Origin of the sequence: Paenibacillus sp. 2TAB26 (assembly GCF_052115145.1) — a bacterium.
Lineage (GTDB): Bacteria > Bacillota > Bacilli > Paenibacillales > Paenibacillaceae > Pristimantibacillus.
The window spans coordinates 226361-244826 of the sequence record NZ_JBFRGC010000006.1 but is presented as its reverse complement, the minus strand read 5'-3'; the positions used below and the strand labels follow the sequence as shown (position 1 = coordinate 244826).

The following is an 18466-nucleotide window of genomic DNA, read 5'->3' as shown; positions in this document are numbered from 1 at the left end:
AAAGCCCACATGGCGATGAATTCAATTCTTTCATACTACATTACGGCCCTTAGCTCTTACAGTCAGCTGACCAGACCAAAGACGGGGCATCCCCTTTACTAAAGTCCGTTTTAAATTCTTTTAGATCTCTATATATTAGATAAATATGGTAATTTTTATATAGAGGGAGAAGCTAAACATGTGGAGGTTTGTTCGCAAAATTATGTTTTCCCTGCTCGTCATTCTTGTGGTGCTGGCAGGTCTCGGAGCCGCTTATCAATGGTACGGTTCCAAGCAGGACCGAAAAACATATAAACCTACCGGGAAACTGTATAATGTAGCAGGCAGCAAAATGCATCTCTATTCGGAAGGTACAGGTGATGCAACAATCGTCTTCGCTTCAGGGTGGGGAACGACGAATCCCTATGCCGATTTTTATCCTTTGTATGAAGGACTGAAGCAGCATGTGAAGATTGTGGTCTATGACCGTTTCGGTTACGGATACAGTGATATGACAGACAGAAAGCGGGACATCAACATGATTATCGACGAGATTCATGAGCTGCTTCAGGTCTCTGGGCAGAAGCCGCCTTATATTTTTGCCGCCCATTCAATGGGCTCTCTGGAAACTATCCGGTACGCGCAACGTTTTCCAGAAGAAGTGAATGGCATTCTGCTTATAGAGGGCGGAAGTCCTGAATATTACAAGTCCAGCCCGGAGCTTACTCTTATTCCTTGGATGCAAAAAGGACTCCGGACATTTGGCATACTGCGGGCTTTGAATCATATGGATGGCTTCGTAAAATGGCTATCCGATGAAAGCAACGGGGAAAAGCTATTGCCGGAGGAGCTGAAGGAATTAAACCGCAAAGCCTTGCTGCTAAGGACTGGAAACCGAAATATGACGGATGAAATGAGCCAAAGCCGAGAGAATGCCAAAATGGTGCTTGAGGGAGGAAAACCGCTGAAAATTCCCATTACCGTATTGACTGCGGACTATTTTGGCAAGCTGGACGATGATCAGTCATGGGCAGACAGTGAAGCAGCGCTTCCTTCATGGTCTGTTTCCGGCAAGCAAACCATCGTGAAAGGCAGCTCCCATTCCCTCCATAGCTATCAGCCAGGCATTGTTGTTGATGAATTGCTTCAATTGGCGGGTCATGCTGAAGCATTCGAATAGATTAGCTATAACAAAAAAAACAGATCATCCTCCTAAGAGGAATGATCTGTTTTCTTAACTTGTCTTATTTAATGCCTTGCTCAGTTACATAAGCTTGCCATTGTTTCGTGTATTCCGCTTGAATTTTCTCAAGGCCTGCTTGTTTTGCTTTTTCCATGAACGTTTTCACGCCATCTTCTACGTTTTTCACGAGACCTGCATTCAGCGGGAACAAGTATTGTTTCTCTACCTGCTCAAGTGCTGCTCTCTCTGCTTGGTATGGTGTGTAATCTTCTGCGAAACCTGTGAATTTATCAGGCACTTGAATTTTATCAAGCTCATCGAAGATCGCTTTTACGCCATCATAGTTTTTGTCGAACAGCATGAACTCAGGGTTTCTCCAAGCCCAACCGTTCATTCCCTCACGAGGGAAGCCGTTCGAGTTCGAATCGCCGATCATCGAGTAATAACCGTCTTTTACTTCATAGTTTTTGCCTTCTACACCGTATTGCGTAAGCATGTTGTAGCGTTTGTCCGTAACCAGCTTCTCGTAGAACGCAAGCGCGCGCTCAGCGTTTTTGCTGCTAGCTGGAATAGCGAATCCGTTGTGGATTGGGTGAACTGGCGTTGCAATTCCATTTGTTTTTGGGAATGGGTGGTAGCCGAGCTTCCAATCCGGGTGAGTTGCTTGAATTTTGATTACCATATCATTATAGCGAGTCGGGTTGTCCCCAATAATTGCTGCAGCTTTGCCGCTTGTGATTTGATCCTGCAGCGTATCTTTAACAGCCAGCACGTTTTTCACCATGTAGCCGTTATCCTGCCAACGCTTCATTACCGTCAAATCTTGAATTTGCTCATCTGAACCCCAGTAAGAATGTACTTCATTAGGTGTTGCATAGTCGATGCCGATACCGTATGGCAGCGCACCAACTGGAGAATGGGAAATACCAATGAAACGATCCATTAGGTTTGTTTTCACATCCGAGTTCATCGAAAGCGGTGTAACCGTTGGTTCATTTTTCTTGATTCCGTCTAGGTATTGCTCGAACGTTGCAATATCTACTGGTGTAGGCAGATTGTATTTCTCGCGAAGATCCTCACGCCATACAAAACCATCCGTTACATACTCCTTGTACGTAGCTGGAACCGTGTAGATTTGACCGTCGATTTTTACAGCTTCCCACATATCTGCTGGCACGTAAGAGTTAAGCGTAGGCGCTGCTACGGGAAGAATCTTGTCTAGCGCTTGGAAAGCGCCTTTCTTCGCATACGATTGGTATTGCGTCCAATCCGCTGTGAAGATCAAGTCAACCTGTTGGCCTGATCCAAGCAATAGCTTGTACTTTTGATCCCAATCTGTCCAAGACGTGTAGTTAAATTTAACAGTAGCATTCAAATCTTCCAATGCCATTTTGTTGACTTGCTCTTGAATAGAAGCGATATCTTTAGGAGCATCGCCTAACATATAAAATTGCAATTCCACTTTTTTCGACGTATCGATACCTGATTTTTCGCCGCCTTCATTCGTTGCGCCTTCGTTAGTTGTACCCTCTGTGTCTTTTGGAGCATCGGTGGCGCTACTGCCGCTGTTTCCATTGTTATTCGATCCGCAAGCTGCTAGTACTGTAATAAGCACGATGATGGATAGAAACATGGAGACCGCTTTTGCTGCTTTCTTAGTCATGTGAATCCTCCCTTTAATAAGTTCTTATCTATGTTAGCTAAACGTGGAATGATTGATCCCTTGTCTAGTTCTAACCTTTAACCGCACCAATCGTCAATCCTTTTACAAAATAACGCTGCACGAACGGATACAGGAACAGGATTGGTCCTGTAACGATAATGGACATTGCCATCTTCGTTGATTCTGTCGGCATGTCGGAGCCTAGCGAGACGCCAGTTCCCGAGCCCATTTGCGCAACGAAGCTCATCGCATTAATAACGTTGTACAAGTAATATTGCAGCTGGTACTTCGTCGTGTCGTTAATAAACAACGAGGAAGTGAACCAGTCATTCCAATAATGAAGCGCCAAGAATAAACCTACGGTTGCGATGCCCGGCATCGACAGCTGAAGCACAATCCGGCTATAAATGGTAAAGTCGTTTGCGCCATCGATTTTAGCCGATTCAATAACCTCATCCGGTACTGCGGAGCGGATAAAGTTTTTCATCAGAATAATAAGGAAAGGCGTCATAAGACCCGGCAATATCAACACTTCAAGCTTGTCAGTCAGCTTCAAATACTTGGTCATTAGGATGTACCAAGGCACCAGTCCGCCGCCAAACAGCGTCGTGAAATAAATCATAAAAGCAAAGAAATTGCGATATTTGAAATCCTTGCGCTGCAGGACGTATCCAGCCATCGTCATCAGGAACAATCCAAGCGTCGTCCCGATAACCGTGGTTAGCGTGGTCACGCCATAGGCTTGCAATACCTGCTTCGGAAAACGGAACACCGTCGCATAACCCTCAAAAGAAAACACAGTTGGAATGAGATGGTAGCCATCTCTTATAATGGCTTCATTTTGCGTAAAAGAAGCAGATATAATGAGCAGGAACGGAAACAAGCAGGCTACAGTTGAAATGAGGATGACTATAAAAGCGATGAGTCTAAACCATTTCATATAATTGTCGTCTTTGATTTTCATGGGTACCTCCTACAGTTAGCTGATAGCGATTGCTTCAAATCGTTTAGAACAATGCGTACTCGTCGTTGATTTTCTTGATGATATAGTTGACGGTCATGATAAGAACGAAGCCGAATAGCGATTGGTATAGACCAGCGGCTGTCGACATGCCGATATCGAACGTCACTTTCAGTGAACGGTACACATACGTATCGAGAATATCTGTCGTATTGTAAAGCACGCCGTTGTTGCCGATCAGCTGGTAGAACAAGTCGAACTGGCCTTTCATGATACTTCCGAGTGCGAACAGCAGGAGCATAACGAATGTTGTCTTCAGCATCGGAACGGTAATGTACCAGATACGCTGGAAAATGTTCGCACCGTCGATTTTGGCAGCCTCATAATACTCTTCGCTAATTCCAGTAATCGATGCTAGGTAGATAACCATGCTGTACCCGATATTTTTCCATAGGTAGAAGATGATAATGAGGAACACCCACACCCATGGCGTATTGTATACGTCCAATGATTCGTATCCCAATGACTTCAGCGTCGAATTCAGAAATCCGCTCTCATAGTTGAACACGTTGTAAACGATGACACTAAGAATAACGAAGGACACGAAATACGGTAGAAACATGATCGATTGCGTCAGCTTCTTAAACCATTGCAAGCGCAGCTCGCTTAGTAGAATGGCAAGCGCAATAGCGAGCACGTTTCCGAGTAGAATAAATACGATGTTATAGCCGACCGTATTTAAGGTTAGTCTTGCGAGAACCCCCGATTTCCATAAAAACTTGAAGTTGTCGAGTCCAACGAATTGGCTATTGAACAAGCTTGTGTTGAAGTCGAACCTTGTGAAAGCGTAGTAGATACCCACCATTGGAACATACGAGTTAATTAGGAAGAAGATAAGCGCCGGCAATAACATAAGGAAGAGTATACGATTCGTTACAAGCTCCCTAAGCACTCCATTTTTTTTCAACATGCAGATGATGTCTCCTCTCAAAGCGTTCTTTTCTATTTCGTGTTGTCTGCTGTTCTCACTGTACGCCGCCCCTGTTTTGGGAGAAAGAGTAAGATTGCAAAGTCAGTGAACGAATTAGCGAAATGAACAGTGAACGATTTAAACTTTTATGTATTAACAAGCCATTTCACTCGGAATAGGCGTCAAAAAAACCACAAGATCGTCTGCTCGAAGTGTCATTCGAGACGAACGAAATCGTGGTTTTTAGAATCATTGCTTATGCTTTTTGCAAAATCATAACGCCATACGGCTCTATTTCTACCGTTCCACTCACCTGACGATTAGTTAATAGGTCGAAATAGCTCACATTTTCGAGAGAAATCGTCGATTGATGGCTGTTATGGTTCAAAACAAACGTATATACCTGATCCCCTTTGACTCTCTGCGCGAGTTCTACACCTGCTGATGCTGTGAACGGAGCAACAATCTGATGTTTTGCGCACAACGTTTGGATCAGATTCGCTAACAGCTTTTGTTCCGGCGCTGTAGCTACGTAATAGGCTTCACCTGAACCAAATGCGTTTACCGTCAGCGCTGGCATGCCCGCGTAAAAATCTTTGCCATACGTCCCGATTGCTCTCGCTCCCTCAAGATGAAGAAGATCACATAGCAAACCACACTCATATGTTCCTGCTACATGGCCAAATGCCTCGCCAATTTCAACACTATTGCGCATCTCAGGCAGTAGGCTGTCAATCTCCTCCACCCATAGTCCCAGCAAATTGCGGAGCTTGCCCGGGTATCCGCCAAGCGTAACCAGGTCGTTCTCGTTGACGATGCCGCTGAAGAAGGTAGTGATGAAGGTGCCTCCATTTTGTACAAACGCTTCAATTCGCTCAGCAACACCTGGCTTTAACATATATAGCACGGGAGCTACAACAATTTTGTATTTGGAGAAATCGCTCAGCGGACTAAGCACATCGATCGCCACATTCTGATCGTAAAATGCTTTGTAATACTTTTGCGCTTGATCCAAATAATTCAGATCAACACTCGGCCCGCTCGTAATTTCCACTGCGTTCCACGTATCAATATCGAACAATAACGCGACCTCGGCATGAACCTCCGAATCAAGCAAACGATCGCCAAGCTCATCAAGCTCACGCCCGAGCGCAGCACATTCACGAAATACTCGCGTATCCTCGTGACCGACATGCTCGATAACTGCACCATGATATTTCTCGCATGCCCCGAATGAGCGGCGAAGCTGGAAGAACATAACCGTGTCTGCGCCATGCGCAACGGCTTGATAGCTCCAAAGCCGCATTACGCCGGGACGCTTTAAGCTATTATAAGGCTGCCAGTTTTGCTGGCTCGGTGTTTGCTCCATCAGCATGAAGGGCTTGCCGTCCTTTAAGCCGCGCATATAGTCATGGCGCATTGCCACATTGCCCATAGGCTCATTCATTTGCGGATAGCTGTCCCAAGAGACAACATCCATCGCTTCGCCCCATTTTTTCAGATCAAGACCGTTAAATAAGCCCCAAATATTCGTCGTAATCGGAATATCCGGCGTAACCGCCTTCAGCTCCGCATATTCAATTTGGTAGCAGCCGAGAATAGAATCGGACATAAAACGCTTGTAATCAATCGCCATGGGCTGGAAATTACGGTTATCTCCGTTTAAATTGGATGGCGGTACGATTTCCTCCCATTCGTAGACGGTGTGTCCCCAAAAGCTCATATTCCACTCAGCATTCAGCCGCTCAATTGTCTCGTATTTCAACTTCAACCATTCGCGGAATTCCGCCGCACAGCTGCTGCAATAACAATGCGTGCCGTATTCGTTGTTAATATGCCAAATGAGCAGTGCCGAATGATCTTTGTATCGCTCGGCTAATTTACGTGCCAGCTGACCCGATAATCTGCGATAGGTCTTGCTGTTTGGACAAAAGTTCGTACGTGCGCCATGCGTGCGCTTTCTTCCGTCCACATCAACAGGCAGCACATCCTCATATTTGCGCGACATCCATGCCGGCTGTGCAGCGGTTGATGTGGCGAGACAGGCATAAATCCCATTTTCCGCGATGAGGTTCAGCAGCTTGTCCAGCCATCCAAAATCATACGTATCCTCCGATGGCTGCAGCTTCGCCCAGCTGAATACAGGAAGCGTCACTACATTAATTCCCGCTTCTTTAAAAAGACGCATATCCTCATGCCATATCTCCTCCGGCCACTGATCCGGGTTATAATCTCCTCCATACCAAATCTGCTTCAGCTTCGTATTAATCATATCTTCACGGTCCCTTCTGCCATCAGCGCCATATTCCGTGACATTCTAACGGATAAAGCACCCCGTTGTCATCCAACTTCCAGCGTTTCGCCGATAAGTTCACTGTGGTTTATATTGTTCACTCCATAAAATCAAGTTCATTCACCTTCATTTATTTGGTTCATTGCACCAAGCTGCAAGTGAAGATTATAATGTTCCTTGTATCAGCGAGCTGACTAGTGAAATATTCAAACTAATTCCTAAAAGGCATTCGATCAACGTTTGGCTATATAGGGAAGCGCTTACGCTAATACAGCTAACCATGTTAATTCCAAAATGTTCTACATATATAAAGGGGGAGCCAACATGCCAGCTGTTCAATTGAAAAACAACGGAAAACTATACAGTAAGCTGCTGTTCACGATCACTTTGTGCATCGTGCTTACTCTAATGGTATCCTCCTTGTTTAATTTCTTCACTTACATGCAGATCGATTTGAAGAAAGCCTACCAGTCAGACGTCAGCAATCTAACCCAAACGAGTAAAGAAGTTATCAGTATGACCGAGAGTGCACAGTCCCTCTCCTTCCAAATCTATCGAACCTTCAGTGTCTCTAAGCTAATGTTTTACAATGACCCTAACATCTATGATGTAACGGCAGCGATGAACGAATTGAACAACTATTTGAACTCTATGCCGTTCATTGAATCCATTTATGTGTACAATTCGGCCAATGGCTTGTTCTACACTGCCAGCCGTCAAGCCGAAGGGGGCACGTTCAATAAAGAGGAGCTTGCAGATAAAGGGATACTAGATATTCTCGATAACTACCAGGAGTATCGTCCGTTCACGCCTATTCCGAGAACGTATAAAACAGTTAACCTCACCGGTGAGCAGCTTACGAAGGCTTACACCTATTTAGGTTATGATGCTATCGGTCGTACGCAAACGATTAATTCTGCTGTTATTATTAATATTTCTTCCGCTTGGATCAACAAAGACATTGGCGTCAATAAGAGCGACAGCGAGGGTAAATCCTATATTCTCGACAATCAGAACCTTCTGTTATCCGGTGATACCCTTTTACCTAAAAAACTAAGCAACGAGGATAACCAAATCATTAATGAAAAGATTAAAAACAAAGAGTCTGGTTATGTTGTTGCCGACTTTGACGGGAAGAAGTCTCTCATCTCGTATACTTCTCCCGATTCCTTGGACTGGCAATACGTACGTGTGACACCATACAAGCATGTAACTAAAGCTATTTATTCCATCCGAAATACAACGATCATGATTGCTGTCATTATTTTGGTCATCGGCTTATTCATTTCATGGCTGCTCTCCCGTATGCTGTATCGGCCGATTCATCAAATTATGAATAAGATGAACATTCTCGAAACAGAAAAACGCAACAGTTCCTATACCATTAGGCAAAATATGCTGCGCAGCCTTATCCAAGGCTCGCAATCACTGCAAACAAACGCACAGCTGCAGAAGCTGATGGTCAGCGGAATTACTTTCGACTTTCATGCGCGTTACCGCGTCGTCCTCTTAAAAATTGACGAGCTCGCGGCTCTGAAGCAAAATCGCGGTGACGATCTGCATGTTTATAAGTTTGCCATTATGAATATCGCTTCCGAGATTGCTCATAACGATTATCGAGTAGAAACCGTCGACATGGATGCCGATTATGTCATCATGCTTCTAGGCCGGCCCGACGAATCCGATGAGCTTGATGACGAGATGCTTCGAAACATGCTTGCCAAAATTCAGCGTTCCTCGTTGGACTTTTTGAAAATTGGTCTCTCGATTACGTATAGCCCTGAGGCCTTTCAGGCACAGCAGCTCTCTACCCATTACAAGCTGGTGAAGGAAGCATCGCAGCATCGCTTGTTCTATGGTCTTGGCTCTTTAATTAACGGACAGGATATCATATCTCTGAAATCGAAGGAGTATATTTTCCCCGCTGACAAAGAGCGGAAATTGACTGATGCTTTAATGACCTCAAAGACCGAGGAAGCCAAAAAACTGTTTGCAGAAATCGTACAGGAGACGGCGCAATATCCGATCCATGTCGTTCAGCTTGCCATCTCGCATCTAACGATGACCGTCAACAATATTTTGTTCACGATTCAAAAAAACAACAGCTTGGACGTTGAAGCAAGCCTAAGCATCCATATTCCAACGCCGGATCATTTTGAAACGATTAATGAGCTTAATGATGTTTTCTTCTCCTTGTTCGATGACATTCAAATGAAGCTTTCCATGAAGCGCTCCACCAAACAAGGTGATTTGATTCGCAAGATTAATGATCTTATCCAAAAGGAATACGCGAATCCGAATTTGAGCCTGAACTGGATTGCTGATGAATTAGACATGTCCTCCATCTATTTGAGCCGGGTATATAAACAGCAGACGCTGGCTACTATTGTTGATGYCATTAATAATGTACGTATGGAACGTGCGAAGGAGCATTTGGAGAATACCGATTTGTCGATCGTAGATATAGCGGTGAAGAGCGGCTATACGAGCAGCTCCTACTTCCACCGAATGTTTAAAAAGAGCTTTGGCGTAACGCCTTCCGATTATCGTAAAACGAAGCTGGGTTAACACTTTATACTATCTTCGAATAATCGCCACACAGTTAGATTATTTATAATGTACCCCTTTCCTTTGCTTTATATAGAGCAGAAAGGGGTATTTTATTATATTAGGCTAGTAATGCGTGATTTCAACAAAGAGCAGTAGTGTAAAGCAAAGGGAGCATGCTGAGTCATTTATTGATAAATGAGTAAAGTTCAGTTAGCATGTTGGTGAAGGCTATTTTAGTATATGGGGGTACAATGGAATGAAACAAAATAAATATGATGATTCAACTTTCTTCTCACAATATAAGGAAATGGCTCGTTCCACCCATGGACTTGAAGCTGCGGGAGAATGGCATGTATTCAAATCCTTACTGCCAGACTTAAGTGGGAAAAGCGTACTTGATTTAGGCTGCGGCTTCGGCTGGCATTGCCTCTATGCTCGTGAACAGCAAGCAAGCTCAGTCGTAGGTGTTGATATTTCTGAGAACATGCTGCAAAAAGCTCGGGAACAAACGAATGACGCCGCCATTACCTACATACAGATGCCGATTGAAGATATCGCATTCTCAGATTCTCAATTTGATATCGTTATCAGCTCATTAGCTTTTCACTATATCGAATCCTTCGAGGCCCTGTGCAAAAAGATACATGCTTGTCTAAAGCCGGGGGGCTCCTTCATTTTTTCAGTGGAGCATCCTATATTCACTTCTCGTGATGAACAAGATTGGCATTATGATGACCATGGAAACCGTCTGCACTGGCCAGTCGATCAATATCAGTCAGAAGGCTTACGCAAAACCTCCTTCCTAACCGATAATGTGATTAAATATCACCGTACCGTTTCAACATATATGAACGACGTAATTAGCGCTGGCTTTGAGTTAAAAGCTATTAAGGAACCTATGCCTTCAGAGGAAATGATGAATAACCCGCTGATGTTTGATGAGAATCGCAGACCGATGTTCCTGATTATCTCAGCGCAAAAAGCTTCCAACTAGCATTGAAACATTGCACTTATGATGCGACTCAATCACCGAATGTTTCGATTCTTCGGTGTAATAGGCGCTAGAGTCACGTTCGCCACAACTATCGAGCTCAGACCACGTTATTTACACAAAATTGCGTTCATACATGTGGAAAATCGCCGCTATATAGGCGGCTCATTGTTGCTAACGAACTCAGATGACGTTATTTGTCACTTTTAAGACCAATCTCTTTTCTAACGAACCCAAGTCACGTTATTCACACAGAATAGCGTTCAAACGTGTGGGAATTCGCGAAACAAGCGGCACGGCGTTGCTAACGAACTCAGATGACGTTATTTGTTACTTTTGAGACCAATTTGTTTTCTAACGAACTCAGGTCACGTTATTTACACAAAATTTCGTCCAAATGTGTGGAAAATCGCGAAATAAGCGCCGCTGAGTTCGTTAGGTTGAAAAACAGGCAGATTTATCGCAAATAAGGTGTCTGGTGTTCGTTACGCGATTGTAGAATTCATCTTTGAATGATGATGGTTGGTTCTGAGGCATTCGTTTTGCAGATTGTGTCATAACGTTCAAAAGTGTGGGAAGTCGCGAAACAAGTGGCACGTCGTTGCTAACGAACTCTGACGGCGTTATTTGTAGCTTTTAAGACCATTTTCTTTTCTAACGAACTCAGACTTCGTTATTTACACAAAATTGCGTCCAAACGTGTGGTAAATCGCAAAATAAGCGGCGCTGAGTTCGTTAGATTGAAAAACAGGCAAATTTATCACAAATAAGGTGTCTGGTGTTCGTTACGCGATTGTAGAATTCAGAATTCATCTTTGAATGATGATGGTTGGCTCTGAAGCATTCGTTTTGCAGATTGTGTCATAACATTCAAACGTATAGGAAATCGCGAAATAAGCGACACGTCGTTGCTAACGAACTCAGATGACGTTATTTGTGACTTTCAAGACCAATTTCTTTTCTAACGAACTCAGACCACGTTATTTACACAAAATAGCTTTCATCCGTGTGGTAAATCGCAAAATAAGCGGCGCTGAGTTCGTTAGATTGAAAAACAGGCAAATTTATCACAAATAAGGTGTCTGGTGTTCGTTACACGATTGTAGAATTCAGAATTCATCTTTGAATGACGATGGTTGGTTCTGAAGCATTCGTTTTGCAGATTGCGTCGTGTGGTTTGTGGTTTGTGGTTTGTGGTTTGCGGTTTGCGGTTTGCGGTTTGTGGTTTGTGGTTTGTGGTTTGTGGTTTGTGGTTTGTGGTTTGTGGTTTGTGGTTTGTGGAGGCAATTGTTCCATCGGCAACAAACCAATTAAAAGTAAAATGGCTGCCGTACGGCAGCCATTCGTATGATTAGGTCAATTAAAATCTTATGGTTGGCCTTTTTAATATAACCAAAGTGTAATAGCACACTTAGGCATTATTCGTTCATTTTCTATGCTAACCAGTGTGTTGGACGAGTAAGCGTCGGCGGAATTTTTGTATCTGCATTCCCTTTGGCTGCGTTAAGCTGAAACTGCGTGAGAAAGAGACTTTTTGAGAGATTTGCACCACTGAGGTCAGCGTCTCGAAAATCAGCTCCGATAAGGTCAGCCGCTCTAAGATCAGCATCTCTGAGGTCCGCAGCAATCAGATAAGATCCCCTTAAGTTTGCTCCGATAAGATCAGCACCTCTAAGCTTAGCTCCAATGAGATCGGCGCCTCTTTCGTAGGTTTTCTTACGGCCTCGAGTGTTACTCTGCTTATTCGCACGAATGGCTTCCTCGCGTACTAGCTCGCTTGCTTTAAGAAGCAGCTTGTTGATTTCCAAACGATGTGCTGACACATTCAATTCCACCAATGAATCCGGGCTCAGGCGAGTGAACCGTTCTGTTTCTTCGAGCATAAATCTAAGCTCATCGTGAATCGATTGCGTCGTTTCCAGTGCAAGCGCCTCGTTTAAATACCAAAGCAGCTCATGGATTTGCCGCATGACCCGGAATACCTCGAACATTTGCTCCGCGGTATCTGGTACCTGCCGCCAATCTTGTCCGTTATAGGTTACCTGAGAAACCTGTTGTCCAGCTCCAAAACAATCGTAAACTGTACAACCTTTAAATCCCCGCTCCCTAAGACTTTGATGAATGCCACAGCGAAAGTTCGATTGCAAATTGCTGCATGGCTGACCGGCGTCTTTATCGATCGCAAAATCTATAGAAGCTGTGAACGGCAATGAAACACAGCATAAACCAAAACAATTCTCGCAGTCAGCGTGCAGACTGCCTCTATCCCATTCAGGAATGGATTGTGAAAATTCGTGTATCACAGACAAAGCAAGACCTCCTAACCAATACTTGGTGCAGTTAAATGAACTTTTATCTATATAAACAGATTGTTTTTATCCCAGTTCTTATATCCTATTACTGTAAATCCCTTCAGTCAATACCGACAGCGGCGCATGTGCACGGAAAAAATCATTTAAACTAAACTTTACCAAAATAGCAGAAGTTTCGTATCGAAAAGCTATATTCTCACATGAAAAAAGGATACAGATCACGGCAACGTGTCTGCATCCCTTTTTATAAATCTATCCACTTATCATTTACCAGGCAAAAATTCCGTCGTAAATATCTCCTTGGCGTCGAACTTATTTTTGAGCAGCCCTAGATCAGCAAGCTGATTGATCAGCGTCGACCAACGCTCCTCTGTCATATAGCCAAATCCATGCTCAGCAGCATCCCCGCCATAAACAAACTCCTTCTGAGCTTGATCCTCAAAATCGATCGCATCAAGATCAATATTCGGATTAGCTGCATGAATAGCGGCATTCACTTCCTTAGAAGTATCCTTATAAGACATCCAGCCCTCGGAGAAGGCAGCGACAAAATTTCCAACGGTCTCTTTATTTTTCTCCAAATACTCTTTTGTGACGAACAATACTACATTGTATGGATTATAACCAGATTCCGAAATAAGTAGAGTTTTTGTTTTTACGCCTTCCTTCTCCATGAAGAACGGCTCTGAAGTTAGGAATGCTTGAGTGACCGATTCTGGATCAGCAAGAAAATTGACATGCTGGCCAGTGTAGGTCATTTCTTTTGCTCCGCTCAAATCATATTTGCTCTTCAAAAAGTCCCAATACGTAATGCCCGGCTGAATAAATACGGTTCTGCCATTGAGGTCCTCGAAGCTATTTACTTCCGCACTTTCTTGAAACATGAACGCTTGCGGGCTGCCTTGAAGCGCCGCTGCTACGACAACCAAATCAATCCCCTGATTTTTAGCGATAACGATTTGATCCGCATGAGCAAGACCGAATTCCGCTTTTCCAGAAGCGACGATTTGTACAGCTGAAACCTGCGGGCCTCCCGGCTCTAACGTAACATCAAAACCATGCTTCTCAAAAATTCCCTGCTCCTTGGCCGCATATACCCCGCCATGCTGTGCCTTCGGGAACCAGTTCAGAACAAGCTTTGCTTTCTTCGTTTCTACAGGAGCTTTGGGAGCTACTGTAGCAGCCGTTTCTGCAGTTGGTGAATTCTCTGTTGTATTTGCCGGTGTGTTATTTTCAGACTTCCCTCCACATGCTGCGAACAAGACCATCATTAGCGTTAGCGATAAAGCAACTCCCCCGAATTTCATCCATTTCTTCATTTTGTCTCTCCTCCACTTTTTCTATTTATTTTCTTGTCTTCATCGCGGACTCATGCCATGAGCCCAGTACTCGCTTAGCGATCATGCTGACGATGAGATAGAAGCTGATGCCTAAAATAGCTGAAGCAATACCGCAAGCAAATAAAAAAGGTGTTTTCATCTGTACAGCAGCTATCGTAATGGCGTATCCGAGCCCGCCTTTGCCGCCACCGATTCCCGCCACATACTCCCCTACAATGACTCCGACAATCGATAGGGTACACGATATTTTCAAACCAGCAATGATGTAAGGCATTGCAGCAGGAAGGCGAAGCTTCCACATTTTTTGCCACTTTGACGAATTGTAAAGCGTGAACAACTCATCCATATTGGAATCCACTGAATTTAATCCCATTAATGTATTGGAGACAACAGGGAAAAATCCGATTAAAAAGGAGATAACGACAATAGAATTGTAGCCGGCGCCAAACCAGATCACGACAAGCGGCGCTACAGCAACAACGGGAATGGTCTGAAGAATAATGGCGTATGGATAAATGCTTCGCTCCATAATGAGTGAGCTGGCCAGCAATATGGAGATGAAGATACCGATCACCGCGCTAAGTAAAAAGCCTACTACCGACTCCAAAACAGTAATGCGTACAGCTTCCCACAAAATGGACCAGTCCTCGATTGCTGCTTTCAACACATCCGTCGGTTTAGGGAAAATAAAAGGTTTCATGCCAAGCCAAGCAGGTATGAGCTGCCAGAGCGCCATGACAAGAACAAAGGCCACAATCGGTCCTAGATAATAATGTTTGAATGTATATCCGAAATTTCGGTTTGTTTTCTTCACAACAACAGGCGTCTCAAGCTTAGGCTGCAAGGTTTCGAATGATGAGATCGACATTATCCCAGCTCCTTCCGATGAGTGCCATGCTCCAAATAAGTTGAGGCAAGCTCAACATATTTACCGAAATCCCGCTCGGTTCGCATGCCAAGCGTTCTTGGATAAGGCAGCCGCACATTAATTAAAGCAGATAATTTTCCAGGACGTGCCGACATGACGGCAATCTTGGAGGATAGCAGAACCGCTTCAAACACATTGTGCGTCACGAACAAAACAGTCATCTTCTCACGTTCCCATATATCAAACAGCTCCATTTGGAGGGTTTGCCTTGTAATTTCATCAAGCGCTGCAAAGGGCTCATCCATGAGCAGAAGTTTTGGCTTCGCTGCTAAAGCGCGGGCAATGGAAACTCGCATTCTCATGCCCCCAGAAAGCTGCCTTGGATATGCTTTAAAATGGTCCTTTAAACCAACCATCTCCAGCACTTGTTTAGCCGCTTCTTTATTTTCTTTCATATTTCCTCCTCTGAGCTCCAGAGGTAAAATGACATTGTCCAGCACAGTGCGCCACGGCAATAAATTAGCTTCTTGGAATACATAGGCAATATCGTTCGACTCACGGATCAGCTGCTTCGGTTCCTTGCCATTCACCAGCACACCACCAGAGGTTGCCTCCTCCAGCCCTGCTACCATTCGAAGCGCAGTAGACTTTCCACAACCAGACGGTCCTAGAAAGCTGATAAACTCTCCCTCTTTTATGGAGAAATGAACATCACTTAACGCGATGGTTCCGGTATTATATATTTTACTTACTTGGTTAAAGGCTACGATTTCCTTACCTGCCGCATCATTCACATCGTCTCCCCCTTTTCCACATAACAATCGTCAGATGATATTGGTTTTTATGTTAATTTATATGACATATTATCATTCGAAATACCTGGGAACAATAGCTAAGTTAGCTAAAATTGACCGCATATTATTGTGCAATCCAAACAAAACTAACTTGAATGCGTTACATTCATGGTGAGCATAAAGTCTTTTATGTTAGAAAACCTAACTTAAACTGACTATTTTTATAAAATGCAAACAAAAAAAGTGATCATCCAAAAAAACCAGATGATCACTTCTAATTAATTAGCAGCATGAACATGTCCATTTTAAATAAACTGTTCAACTCATTTCTTACTCAGCCTTACGCTAAAGTACACATCGTCCAAAGCATGATTTCTTAGATAAATGCGACACTCTCCATCTTCAGGAACAGAAATAACGACCATGTCCGTTACCGATTAATCAGCTTCACTATTTGCGTTGATTGTGGAGATGGACAAGCTTTCTTTTCCACTCCTCTTCCCGCTCGCGTTCCACAGAAAAGAACTCTTAATTCATGACTGCTTTGGCATTATCATTGAATTTAAGTGGTGGACATTCAGCCGACACACGAAAATAGGCAAACTAAAAAAGCCGAGCAGCAGTTAGATCCTGCACAGGCTCGACTTTTGGTTATGGTTAGTTAAGATTAATATCATTATTCCCAGCGGGTCAACACGATTGGACCTTCCTTCGTAATCGCCACGGTATGCTCAAATTGCGCCGCCCAGGCCCCATCTCTAGTCCGAGCCGTCCACCCATCCTGTGCTATATATACGTCAGCTCTTCCTGCTGTAAGAATCGGCTCTATCGTTATCACCATGCCTTCTTCAAGCAAAATCCCCTGACCAGGCAAGCCATGATGCATCACCTGAGGAAATTCATGCATGCTTCTGCCGATGCCATGACCAACAAAAGCTGTTACTACCTCAAAACCAGCTCTTTCCGCTCTTCTTTGAATCGCGTATCCGATGTCTCCTAGTCGATTGCCTAGCACAGCTTGCTTTATTCCATCTTTTAACGATTGCTCTGCTGCAAGGAGCAGCTTTTCTGTGGCCATATTCGTCTTGCCAATCGCATAGGTCCATGCTGAATCAGCCTTCCATCCGTCCAATTCAGCCACCATATCAATCGTAACAATATCACCGGCTTCCAGCGGCTCAGAGTCTGGAAAGCCATGGCAAACAACCTCGTTAACGGAGGCACACGTAGCAAATGGATACCCTTTATAGCCTTTCTGCGCCGGAGTCGCCCCTCGATCCAGCATGAACCGCTCAACAAACCGGTCAATCTCCTGCGTGGTGACACCCGGCGCTATCCGATTCGAGAGCGCTTTGTGACAGGCAGCGACAATACGGCCAGCTTTACGAATGCCCCGAATATGTTCCTTTGTCTTCAAATCCACTGCCATGTGTGTACGTACCTCCTTAAGGTTTTACGTAAGTAAAATCCACTTCGAAAGCATAGGCTCAGGTGTTACGATAGTAAAATCCACTTCGAAAGCATAAGCCCAGGTTTTACGATAGTAAAATCCACTTCGAAAGCATAAGCCTAGGTTTTACGTTAGTAAAATCCACTTCGCAAACATATCCCGCCTATGACAACGAGTAGATTTGTCTATGTATAACTTATTCGAGAAAAGGGAGACACATGCCCATCAGATATGGCGAAATTATGATTTGAGGGGGGAAATATTCGTTGCACTATCGAGTGACCAAAAATAATTTGAGGTTAGTAGGATTGGTGGGAAATCCGCTTTTAGAAAAACCTAGCATCCTAAGTTTGTACGTCCTGTAAAAAAAACAAAAAGACTTTGCATCCTGCCTATAGACAGTTTACAAAGCCGTATCCTTCATGATGAGTCTAGCTGACCGAGGAGTTGATTCTGCACAATTCATTTTCCACCAATGTCGTTAATTCATCTTCGTAGCCCCCGGTAATCCGGTACTTTCGAATATACTCTTTAACAAATTTACGCGGGTCCTTGGGTTGAAAAATTCTCGTGAGTTCTTTCAGGCTTTCCTTGACTTCATTCTGGCTATGCTTCGCCATGAAATCTCCTCCCCTTTACGTTGGATGGTCGTCCTAAACAGCATTATACGAGACCGCATGCGGCGATTACACCGCAAGAACCCCCACTCGGTGCAGGCAACTCCATGGCCAATGAGTCACAATGTTCGCATTTTTCTTACTATTATAACATTTAGGTTCAGAATATGAAAGTTAACAATTATTAATCTCTTGGCGCGGCTTTTTTGGATTTGGGCGGCTTCTTATGCTCAGAATCCCTTGCGGTTGTTATGCTAATTACGTTTGGAGGCGAGACATCAGCTGACTGGTGAGACGTAGATGAAAGCCGATCTTTACGAAACATTCTTAAATATGCAATCACGCCAATAATGGCGACCAAAATTCCGAATGCTAAAACCAATGTCGTTACCCAGCCCTGAACCATGTCCTCGCCTCCTTCCCATATTACTTTTATCGGTATATTACGCTTAATTATTAGCTCTGTTCCACTCGAACTATTTTTCCATAATTAGG

Annotated in this window: 14 protein-coding genes; 3 read left to right on the top strand and 11 right to left on the bottom strand. The window is 44.0% G+C overall.

Annotated elements, in window-relative coordinates:
- Positions 1-178 precede the first annotated feature (178 nt).
- A complete protein-coding gene (locus tag AB4Z50_RS08540; RefSeq protein ID WP_441877935.1) occupies positions 179-1159 on the top strand; it encodes an alpha/beta fold hydrolase in 981 nt (326 codons plus the stop codon).
- Positions 1160-1223: 64 nt separating this feature from the next.
- On the opposite strand, the gene AB4Z50_RS08535 is transcribed toward AB4Z50_RS08540, so the two are convergent.
- From AB4Z50_RS08535 to AB4Z50_RS08520, 4 genes are all read right to left on the bottom strand, one after another.
- A complete protein-coding gene (locus AB4Z50_RS08535) occupies positions 1224-2831 on the bottom strand; it encodes an extracellular solute-binding protein (protein WP_441878037.1) in 1608 nt (535 codons plus the stop codon).
- A gap of 64 nt (positions 2832-2895) precedes the next feature.
- Entirely contained in the window at positions 2896-3789 is an 894-nt protein-coding gene (locus AB4Z50_RS08530; protein ID WP_339206543.1) for a carbohydrate ABC transporter permease, read from the bottom strand.
- Positions 3790-3832: 43 nt separating this feature from the next.
- Positions 3833-4756: an ABC transporter permease gene (locus tag AB4Z50_RS08525; RefSeq protein WP_441877932.1), complete on the bottom strand. Its 924-nt coding sequence runs from the start codon at positions 4754-4756 to the stop codon at positions 3833-3835.
- 256 nt (positions 4757-5012) lie between these two features.
- The gene (locus tag AB4Z50_RS08520; RefSeq protein WP_441877930.1) at positions 5013-7028 is read right to left on the bottom strand and encodes a beta-galactosidase; all 2016 of its coding nucleotides are present in this window, start codon (positions 7026-7028) and stop codon (positions 5013-5015) included.
- 345 nt (positions 7029-7373) lie between these two features.
- Between AB4Z50_RS08520 and AB4Z50_RS08515 the strand changes: the two genes are divergently transcribed.
- Both AB4Z50_RS08515 and AB4Z50_RS08510 read left to right on the top strand, forming a co-directional pair.
- Positions 7374-9617 (top strand): AraC family transcriptional regulator, encoded by a 2244-nt coding sequence (locus tag AB4Z50_RS08515; RefSeq protein WP_441877928.1) that lies wholly within the window; start codon positions 7374-7376, stop codon positions 9615-9617.
- Between the two features lie 238 nt (positions 9618-9855).
- The gene (locus AB4Z50_RS08510; RefSeq protein WP_339206539.1) at positions 9856-10593 is read left to right on the top strand and encodes a class I SAM-dependent methyltransferase; all 738 of its coding nucleotides are present in this window, start codon (positions 9856-9858) and stop codon (positions 10591-10593) included.
- Between the two features lie 1430 nt (positions 10594-12023).
- Here AB4Z50_RS08510 and AB4Z50_RS08505 read toward each other — a convergent pair.
- From AB4Z50_RS08505 to AB4Z50_RS08475, 7 genes are all read right to left on the bottom strand, one after another.
- The gene (locus AB4Z50_RS08505; protein ID WP_441877925.1) at positions 12024-12899 is read right to left on the bottom strand and encodes a pentapeptide repeat-containing protein; all 876 of its coding nucleotides are present in this window, start codon (positions 12897-12899) and stop codon (positions 12024-12026) included.
- 266 nt (positions 12900-13165) lie between these two features.
- A complete protein-coding gene (locus tag AB4Z50_RS08500; RefSeq protein WP_441877923.1) occupies positions 13166-14221 on the bottom strand; it encodes an ABC transporter substrate-binding protein in 1056 nt (351 codons plus the stop codon).
- Positions 14222-14246: 25 nt separating this feature from the next.
- A complete protein-coding gene (locus AB4Z50_RS08495; protein WP_441877921.1) occupies positions 14247-15110 on the bottom strand; it encodes an ABC transporter permease in 864 nt (287 codons plus the stop codon).
- Positions 15110-15904, bottom strand: coding sequence for an ABC transporter ATP-binding protein (locus AB4Z50_RS08490; RefSeq protein WP_441877919.1), 795 nt, complete (start codon positions 15902-15904; stop codon positions 15110-15112). The genes AB4Z50_RS08495 and AB4Z50_RS08490 overlap by 1 nt, the downstream gene beginning before the upstream one ends.
- A 676-nt stretch (positions 15905-16580) precedes the next feature.
- The gene (gene map, locus AB4Z50_RS08485) at positions 16581-17333 is read right to left on the bottom strand and encodes a type I methionyl aminopeptidase (RefSeq protein ID WP_441877917.1); all 753 of its coding nucleotides are present in this window, start codon (positions 17331-17333) and stop codon (positions 16581-16583) included.
- A gap of 452 nt (positions 17334-17785) precedes the next feature.
- The gene (locus AB4Z50_RS08480) at positions 17786-17974 is read right to left on the bottom strand and encodes a hypothetical protein (RefSeq protein ID WP_076268380.1); all 189 of its coding nucleotides are present in this window, start codon (positions 17972-17974) and stop codon (positions 17786-17788) included.
- Between the two features lie 181 nt (positions 17975-18155).
- Positions 18156-18377 carry a hypothetical protein gene (locus AB4Z50_RS08475; protein WP_076268381.1) on the bottom strand — a complete coding sequence of 74 codons (222 nt, stop codon included), beginning with the start codon at positions 18375-18377 and terminating at the stop codon, positions 18156-18158.
- Positions 18378-18466: the final 89 nt, after the last annotated feature.